Origin of the sequence: Clostridium senegalense JC122 (assembly GCF_000285575.1) — a bacterium.
Classification (GTDB): Bacteria; Bacillota; Clostridia; order Clostridiales; family Clostridiaceae; genus Clostridium_J; species Clostridium_J senegalense.
Genome location: NZ_HE611055.1, coordinates 109,007 through 118,035 on the forward strand (window position 1 = coordinate 109,007; position 9,029 = coordinate 118,035).

Annotated in this window: 8 protein-coding genes, 2 pseudogenes and 1 other annotated feature; of the genes and pseudogenes, 3 read left to right on the forward strand and 7 right to left on the reverse strand. The window is 26.4% G+C overall.

Annotated elements, in window-relative coordinates; genetic code table 11:
* Nucleotides 1-54 precede the first annotated feature (54 nt).
* Nucleotides 55-1,145: pseudogene (locus CSGHG_RS21360) on the reverse strand (glycerol dehydrogenase).
* Between the two features lie 296 nt (nt 1,146-1,441).
* On the opposite strand from CSGHG_RS21360, the gene CSGHG_RS23465 reads away from it, so the two are divergent.
* Both CSGHG_RS23465 and CSGHG_RS17895 read left to right on the forward strand, forming a co-directional pair.
* On the forward strand, nt 1,442-1,588 hold the full coding sequence (locus CSGHG_RS23465; RefSeq protein ID WP_155844793.1) for a hypothetical protein: 147 nt from the start codon (nt 1,442-1,444) through the stop codon (nt 1,586-1,588).
* Between the two features lie 83 nt (nt 1,589-1,671).
* The gene (locus CSGHG_RS17895) at nt 1,672-2,064 is read left to right on the forward strand and encodes a PilZ domain-containing protein (protein WP_268869878.1); all 393 of its coding nucleotides are present in this window, start codon (nt 1,672-1,674) and stop codon (nt 2,062-2,064) included.
* Nucleotides 2,065-2,123: 59 nt separating this feature from the next.
* Here the strand turns inward: CSGHG_RS17895 and CSGHG_RS23765 are convergent, their stop codons facing one another.
* Both CSGHG_RS23765 and CSGHG_RS17905 read right to left on the reverse strand, forming a co-directional pair.
* Nucleotides 2,124-2,273, reverse strand: coding sequence for a hypothetical protein (locus CSGHG_RS23765; protein ID WP_010299183.1), 150 nt, complete (start codon nt 2,271-2,273; stop codon nt 2,124-2,126).
* A gap of 259 nt (nt 2,274-2,532) precedes the next feature.
* Entirely contained in the window at nt 2,533-3,330 is a 798-nt protein-coding gene (locus tag CSGHG_RS17905) for a DUF368 domain-containing protein (RefSeq protein WP_010299184.1), read from the reverse strand.
* Nucleotides 3,331-3,585: 255 nt separating this feature from the next.
* Nucleotides 3,586-3,844: a binding site (T-box leader), on the forward strand.
* A gap of 213 nt (nt 3,845-4,057) precedes the next feature.
* Between CSGHG_RS17905 and CSGHG_RS17910 the strand changes: the two genes are divergently transcribed.
* The gene (locus CSGHG_RS17910; protein ID WP_010299188.1) at nt 4,058-5,740 is read left to right on the forward strand and encodes a glutamine--tRNA ligase/YqeY domain fusion protein; all 1,683 of its coding nucleotides are present in this window, start codon (nt 4,058-4,060) and stop codon (nt 5,738-5,740) included.
* A 109-nt stretch (nt 5,741-5,849) separates the two neighbouring features.
* Here the strand turns inward: CSGHG_RS17910 and CSGHG_RS17915 are convergent, their stop codons facing one another.
* The 4 genes and pseudogenes from CSGHG_RS17915 to CSGHG_RS24745 all read right to left on the reverse strand — a co-directional run bounded on the left by CSGHG_RS17915 (nt 5,850) and on the right by CSGHG_RS24745 (nt 8,798).
* On the reverse strand, nt 5,850-6,677 hold the full coding sequence (locus CSGHG_RS17915) for a phosphoenolpyruvate hydrolase family protein (protein ID WP_010299193.1): 828 nt from the start codon (nt 6,675-6,677) through the stop codon (nt 5,850-5,852).
* A gap of 12 nt (nt 6,678-6,689) precedes the next feature.
* Nucleotides 6,690-7,906: pseudogene (locus CSGHG_RS21365) on the reverse strand (Tm-1-like ATP-binding domain-containing protein).
* A 569-nt stretch (nt 7,907-8,475) separates the two neighbouring features.
* Nucleotides 8,476-8,664 carry a hypothetical protein gene (locus CSGHG_RS17925; protein WP_207635878.1) on the reverse strand — a complete coding sequence of 63 codons (189 nt, stop codon included), beginning with the start codon at nt 8,662-8,664 and terminating at the stop codon, nt 8,476-8,478.
* Nucleotides 8,665-8,669: 5 nt separating this feature from the next.
* Nucleotides 8,670-8,798: a hypothetical protein gene (locus CSGHG_RS24745; protein ID WP_268869876.1), complete on the reverse strand. Its 129-nt coding sequence runs from the start codon at nt 8,796-8,798 to the stop codon at nt 8,670-8,672.
* Between the last annotated feature and the right edge of the window lie 231 nt (nt 8,799-9,029).

The following is a 9,029-nucleotide window of genomic DNA, read 5'->3' on the forward strand; positions in this document are numbered from 1 at the left end:
ATAAATTATAAACTTAAATCATTCTAACTAAAATTCACAACTTTATTCTAATGTCTATTTGTAAAGTCTTCCTATTGCATCTGCTGAAAGTATTGCAGCATAAACCATATCTTCATTAATTTCAAATGGCATATTATAAATTGTTTCACCTTCTAAGCAAGTTGCCTTAGCTACACTTTTAATTTCTTCTTCTTTTATCTCAATTATACCCATATCTTCTAATGTAATAGGTAACTGTAAGTTTAGACATAATGTTATAACTTCTTCTATTTCTTCCATAGTTCTATTTTCTAAAACCAATTGAACAATAGTTCCAAATGCAACCTTTTCTCCATGATACAAATGATGACATTGCTCTAAAACAGTAAATCCATTATGGATTGCATGAGCTGCTGCAAGCCCACCACTCTCGAATCCAATACCACTTAAATAAGTATTAGCTTCAATAATATTTTCTACTGCAGTAGTACAAACTCCTGATTCTACTGCAAGTTTTGCCTTTAATCCATCCTCTAATAATGTTTCATAGCATAAACTTGCTAACGCCATCGCCGCCTTTGTAATTTTTCCACCTGCCATATTACAAGCATTAGATTTTAAACATGCTTCAGCTTCAAAATAAGTAGCTAATGCATCTCCTATTCCAGCCACTAATAATCTTGCTGGTGCCTTTGCAACTATTTCAGTATCTACTATTACAACTTCAGGATTTTTAGGTAGCATTAAATATTCACTAAATACACCTTCATCTGTATATATAACAGATAATGCACTACACGGTGCATCAGTAGATGCAATTGTTGGTACTATTACTACAGGAATATTTTCATAATACGCCACTGCTTTAGCAGTATCAAAAATTTTTCCTCCACCTATACCTATAACAACATCACAGTCATTTTCTTTTAAAACTTTTCTTAATCTATTAATTTCATTTTTAGAACATTCTCCATTAAAACTTTCAAATGTTAAGTTGCATTTTTTTCATTAAAACTCTTTTCTATAATAGGCTTTGTTCTTTTTATTCCATTATCACTAGCAATTACAAAAAATGATTTTCCCAAATCTGATATATGATTTCTTATATCTTTTAACACAGCGCTTCCCTGTATATATTTACCTGGTGATATTATACTCTTAAACATATTATTTCCTCCTACCTTGAAATAAAAAATTTTAAATTAAAGAATTTTCTTATGAATTGATTAAAGTTAATTTTAAAAATTAATTAAAAATGATTAAAATATCCTTTGATATATTTTTAACATACCCTTTTTTTGATTAATTGTCAATATAATTAAAAAAATTAAAAATTATTTCTTTACTTTTTATGTTTTTACCATTTTCTTTACTTTTTTGTAATTTTATATTGAATTATACATTCTTTTAAATCATAATATGATATGTAATTTAATTTTTAAATATATAAGGAGGTATAACTGTGAAATATAACTATTCTTTAATAAAAGCGGAGTCCTTATATGGAGATTTAACCGCAACTGGAATAATTCAATACTTTGATAATAACAAGTTGATTATGTCTGTTAATAATGACCATATGTTAAATAATAAAGAAAACTTTTTTTAAGTATATTTTCTAAAAAAGAGGGTGTATTAGTTTATGAAGCTAGAATTTCTAAAGTAGACGCAAAAAATATAGAATTTACTAATATACGTTTTTTATATTCTAAAAATCGGCGGCTACATAGTCGTGTGAATATAAATATAACCTTACCAGTAAACATATTAAAAAAGTCTTATAAGGAAGTAATTAATCTTTCAAAACCTATATTAATGATAGCTAAGAATATAAGTATTTCAGGCATATTGTTAGATAGTCCTCTTAACCTACCACTTGATTTAAACTTTATTCTTTTACTACCTATAGGTAATACCACTATTACTATAATAACTGAGACTAAAAGAAAATTCAAAACAGATCATATGTATAGTTATGGTTGTAAATTTAAATTTATTAATAAAGCCGATGAACAGCTTTTAAGAAAATTTATATTAGACAACAAATTAGATCAATTAAAATATAGAAATGTAAATGCCAAATAATCTATTTTTAATGTTTAATATAAAAAATTCCTGCTTTTCAAACCAGCAGGAATTTTCCACTAAAAATGTGGGTTTATTTCATCCTTTTGAATTCTTTTTAAATCCTTAAGTCTTAAACCAGTTTCTTGCATTATATCATTCCAATCCTTACCATCTATAATCATTTTTTTAGCACTATTATGCTTTTCATTTTTTTGTTCTCTGTTCATAATATCCTCCTAAATATAATATTTGTTCAATATTATATTGTGAATATAATAAACTTTTATTCCTTTTATCAAATATTTTTATATTTTATTTTACTTATATATAGATTTCCACATTGACTTTTTAAATTATTTATCCCAAAACTTGAACACTCAAAATAGTGAGACATGCTCCGAATCACTTAGAATTCAACACTAAATCTTGTATAAAAATATTTTAAAGTTACTGAATAAATTTTAATTAGAGCTTGCATCTCTATATTTATTCTTCACTTATTTTATATATAAAGATGAATCCTAAAACTAATAACATTACAGATACTATTGAAGATATACCTGTAGGTATTCCTGGAAATATAGCTACCACTGAACCTAAAACAAATCCAAATATAAGCATATATATTTGCTGCGGATATTTATTTAACAATATTTCTATTGTTCTAGCAGTTGCAATGGTCCCTATTATTACACCTAATCCAATTGGCGCAAGTATTAAAAAATTCAAATCTGATAAAGCAGTTAAAACTGTGTTATACAAACCTAAAATTAAAAGCATAAAAGATCCACTTATTCCTGGCAATATTAAAGCTATTGCAACTATTATTCCTCCTATAAACAACCAAATAAAATTTAAAATATTTAAATTAGTTATCACATTTGAATTGTCGATATACTCCCCTGACATAATAAATACAATTAGAATACCTAATCCTAAATAAATTAAATTTTTTTTCAACAATCCCTGCTTGGTGGCTTTTTTATACATTAAAGGTGCTCCACCTAAAATTATACCGATAAAAAAGAATCCTGCTTCTATAGGATATTTTGTGATTATATTTTTTACTATATTACTAAATAAAAATATACCTATAATAGCTCCTAATCCTACTTGCACTAATAATTTATATTGATTTTTAAAGTCATTTAAAATATTGTTTATAGCATGTATTAAATCATCATAAATTCCAAGAATTATAGCTATAGTCCCTCCACTAACACCTGGAACTATCTGTGATATACTGATTGCTATTCCTTTTAAAAAATTAGATAAAAATTTCATCTCTCACCTCTTAGTTATGTATTTCATAAAATGGTCTTATGAAGTTAATTATAATATAACTAACTTTATTTATTAAAACTACTGGAATTCAAACCATTTAACATAGATTTAACAGATACTTTTCTAATTATGTTAAAAAATATTCAATCTTGCTATATCTATATTTATAATTTATTCTACTCTTTTTTTATTTTTTTAATCTTTTTCTTGACATAATATTTTTTCTTTGATACTATTTATAAAAATATTATTATTTTCATAGCGATGATAAGAAGAGTAAATTAAATTCCTCTTTTACAGAGAACTCCAGTAGCTGAGAAGGAGTAAAGATGTTTTAATTGAAGCAAGTCTTTGAGCTTCATATCGGAACTTTTAGGGATGGTATGACAGGCGCTCCTGTTATAGAGCTAGAGTATCACTTAACATTTTAAATTTAAGTCGTACTTGAAGAGGTTAACATGGTAACATGTTAATGAACTGGGGTGGCACCACGAATGTATCTCTCGTCCCCAAGGCTAAAAATTAGTCTTGGGGGTGAGAGTTTTTTTATTTTATATAAATTTTATCCAAATATAAATTTTATCCAAATATAAATTTTATCCAAATATAAATTATCCAAATATAAATTATCCAAATATAAATTTGAACTATGTAAATAAATTTAGGTAAACAAATTTGTAAATAAAAATAGGTAAATACTTAAAATCTTATAAACGGAGGGAATTAAATGTGTAATTCAATTAATGAAAATATAAATTCAAATTTTTTGCATAAAATTATAAATGATGACTTAGATAATAATGCTTACTCAAGAAATATAGCTACTAGGTTTCCACCAGAACCTAATGGATATCTTCATATAGGTAGTGCTTATGCTATTAATATTAACTATTCTATAGCTCAAAAATACAATGGTACTTTTAATTTAAGATTTGATGATACAAATCCGTTAAAAGAAGATATTGAATACGTTAATTCAATTATTGATGATATAAATTGGTTAGGTTTTTCACCTAAAGAAAGAATATTTTATGGCTCTGATTATTCTGATACATTTTATGAATGTGCTGTGAAACTTATAAAAAAAGGGAAAGCCTATGTTTGTGATTTAACGCCCGATGAGACAAGAGAATATAGAGGAACCCTAACTGAACCTGGAAAAGATAGTCCTTATAGAAATAGGTCTATAGAAGAAAATTTAGATTTATTTGAAAGAATGAAAAATGGAGAATTTGAAAACTCAGCGAAAACATTAAGAGCTAAAATAGATATGTCTTCTCCTAACATAAACTTTAGAGACCCTGTAATATATAGAATACTTCATGCATCTCACTATAGAACTGAAGATAAATGGTGCATATATCCAATGTATGATTTTGCACATCCATTACAAGATGCTATCGAAGGCATTACACATTCTTTGTGTTCCATGGAATTTAAAGATCACAGACCTTTATATGAATGGTTCTTAAATGAGTTAGATTTTTGTGAACCACCAAAACAAAGAGAGTTTGGTAGATTGAACTTAACTGGTGTTGTAACAAGTAAAAGATATTTAAAAGAATTAGTATTTGGTAACTATGTAGATGGATGGGATGACCCTAGGCTACCTACTATTCAAGGGTTAAGACGTAGAGGATTTACTCCTGAAAGCATTAAAGCTTTTGTTAATGAAATAGGAGTATCTAAAAATCAAAGTACTGTTGATATCTCAATGCTTGAACATTGTTTAAGAGAAGATTTAAAACCTAAGGTAGATTCAAAAATGGTTGTTCTTGATCCACTTAAAGTTATTATAACTAATTATCCAGATAATGAAGTAGAAATGTTAGAAATTGAAAATAATAATCAAAATCCTAATTCAGGCACTAGAAAAGTTCCTTTCTCCAAAGTTATATATATAGAGAAAGAAGATTTTATGGAAACTCCTATTAAAGGATTCCATCGTTTATATCCTGGTAATGAGGTTAGATTAAAAGGTGCTTATTTTGTAAAATGTAATGATGTTATAAAAGATGATAATGATAATATTCTAGAACTTCATTGTACTTACGACGCTGAAACAAAAAGTGGTTCTGGTTTTACTGGAAGAAAGGTTAAAGGTACTATTCACTGGGTATCTGCATCTCACGGTATAAAAGCACAAGTTAATTTATATGATAAGCTTTTATCAGATGAAGGTTTATTAAAAGATTCTTCTAAAGGTTGGGATGAAAAATTAAATCCAAAATCATTATTAATATTTAAAAACTCTATATTAGAGCCATCCTTAAAAGGAGCTCTTAAAGAAAGTAAGTTTCAATTTATACGTCATGGATATTTTTGTGTAGATAAAAAACATTCTACTAATGAAAATTTAGTATTTAATAGAATAGTATCTCTAAAAGATTCTTGGAAAAAGAAAAAATAAATTTTAAATACAATATATAATAAAAAACTATGAAATCACATCTTTAAATATGTAATTTCATAGTTTTTATTATATAAGATTAAAACTGATTACATTTTTTATCTTTAAATTATAATTTAAGATTCTTAAAGCTTTCAGTTTGATTTTTAATTCCTCTTTCTGTTGCTAATCTTTCTATACTAGATGCTCCAAAGAACCCAACTATTCCTTTAGTTTTAGAAAGTACATACTCAACATCAGATGCTTCTGCTATTGGACCACCATGACATATAACAAGTATATTTGGATTAACTTTTTTTGCTTCATCATGAATAGTTTGTATTAACTCTACACATTCATCTAATGATTTAGATGTTTTAGCACCTATACTTCCTTTTGTTGTTAATCCCATATGTGCAACAAGTATGTCTGCACCAGCTTCAGCCATTTTTATAGCTTGATCTTTATCAAATACATAAGGAGTTGTAAATAATCCAATTTCATGAGCTTTTCTTATCATTTCAACTTCTAAATCATATCCCATTCCAGTTTCTTCTAAATTTTCTCTAAATGTACCATCAATCAAACCTACTGTAGGAAAATTTTGTACTCCTGCAAATCCTGAATCTTTTAATTCTTTTAAGAATACTTCCATAATTCTAAAAGGATCTGTTCCACAAACTCCTGCTAATACTGGTGTGTTTTTTACTACTGGTAAAACTTCTTTTCCCATATCCATAACGATTTGATTTGCATCTCCATAGGATAATAACCCTGCAAGAGAACCTCTTCCAGCCATTCTATATCTTCCTGAGTTGTATATTATAATCATATCAACTCCACCAGCTTCAGCACTTTTAGCTGATATGCCTGTTCCAGCTCCAGCACCTAATATTATATTTTCATTTTTTATCTCCTTATTAAGTCTTTCTAAAATAACTTCTCTTGTAAATTTCATTTTATTTTCCTCCTATTTATTCTCCATTAAATTTATTAATTTTTTAGCCATTAATATAGCTATTCTTTCATCATTAATATCCTGTTGAACCTCTATTATTTCTATATTTTTATTGTCTATATTATTTTTTATAGTATCAAACAATACTTGATCTTCTTCTTGTCCATAAAAAGGTTGACCTTCTACATCTATCATAGATATTCCTTTCAATGGCAAAACTATAGCAGTTTTACTATTGGTTTTATTAAGTTTTTCACATATTAGTTTCCCCAACTCTCTACATTCTTCTTTTGTAGTTCTCATTAGTGTTACTGTTGGATTATGTTTATAAAATTTTCTATTTTTAAATTTTTCTGGTACAGTTTCATATGGCCCGAAATTTACCATATCTAATGCTCCTGTAGACACAATTTGAGGAATTCCTCTTTTAACAGATGCTTCTAATCTATTTGGACCAGCAGATAAAACTCCACCTACTAGTTCATCACATAACTCTGTTGTTGTTATATCTAATACTCCGTCAATAAATCCTCCATCAATAAGATTCTCCATGGCCTGTCCACCAGTTCCTGTAGCATGAAATACTATAACTTCATAACCTTTACTTTCTAAATATTCTCTAGCTTTAGTAACACATGGAGTTGTCACTCCAAACATTGTTGCCGCTATAAGTTTTTTTTCTTCACTTTTTTTATTTTCTACAACTTCATTATTTACCATTCCAACTATGGCGTTAGCTGCATTTTGTATTATTTTTTTTGATATTGAATTTAAACCTGATATATCTACCACAGAATGCATCATTATTAAGTCTGAAACTCCTACATAAGGTCTAGTATCTCCTGATGCCAATGTAGACACCATAATTTTAGGTACACCTATTGGCAACGTTCTCATACATGGTGTTGCAAGCGCCGTTCCCCCAGAACCTCCAAGACTTATTATTCCACTAATTTCACCTTTATCATAAAGTTCCTTAACTACTTTAACTGCACCTTTCGACATAATTTCTACAGCATATCCTCTATCTTTTTTTCTTGTAACATTTTAATGCTTTCATTAACAGATTTTGCTATATCTTCATTCTTAATGTCTGCTTCAATGCTTGGCTCAAAAATTCCTACATCTATAACTAATGTTTCTAACCCTTGTCTTTCTATAATATTCTTTAAATATGAATATTCTTCCCCCTTTGAGTCTAAGGTACCTATAATTGCTATTTTTTTCAATTTCAATTCCCCCATTTTAAATTTATCTATTATGTTGCTTATTTTTTTAATATAATATATAAGTAATAAATATATATTTTTAATTTTTGTAATATTTAATGTAGTTTTTGTAATTTTCCAATTGTTCGTTTTGTATATTTTAACATATTCATTCAAAATATAAAACATTATTATTTAAATAAATTAATATATGCTATTTTCCCATGTAAAATTTAACATATTTTGAAATAAATTTTATCAAAGTAAATAAAAAATTAAAACTACATAAAAATATACAAACAAATTCTTTTATTTTTAACTAATCTAATTTTATAGAAAAACAAACTCCCATTTAAATTTTTTCAATAACTTTAAAATACTTTTATGCAAAATGTAGTGTTTAATTTTAAGAAATTCGGAACATGGCTCACTATTTTTGGTATCTAAGTTTTTGTATGAATAATTTTAAAAGTAACCTTGGAACTCTATAGAATATATTTTAAAATAAAAGAGACTGTTTTAAAATAGAATTTTAAATCTACTTTAAAACAGTCTCTCTAAATTGTCAAGATAATATTTTAATTTATATATTATAATAAATAATCTAAACCACTTTGTTTTAAAATCCCCTCTATTGCTAAATTTAATTTTAATGGTGTTTCGCAACGTATTTCCTTATTTATTGAAATATTTTCATTAACATATCCTAAAAAGTATTTATTGTAATCTCTAACATTAGATATATATTTTAATCTTACTTCTGTTACAAGCATATCCATGTCACCTAGTAATTGAATACGTTTAATATCAGAAGCCTGTCTAACATTTGTAACTGTATGCCTTTTTCCTCTGTATCAATTATTGATATATATAAAATATTATCTCCCATTATATTTACAACTTTATTTTCCATAATAATACCCCCTAAATAATTTCTTTTAAATCATTAATATTAATTCTATAATTAAAATTTATTATAAATTTATATTTTTAATACCTATACAATTTTAAATTGTCATAATTATCACAATCATCTTTATATTTATAATATTATTTCACAGCTATATTGTCAATATGTTTTCCTATGAAATTTATAGATTTAATAATTTTTTTATATAAATACCTTTTTAAAAACAAATTTCAA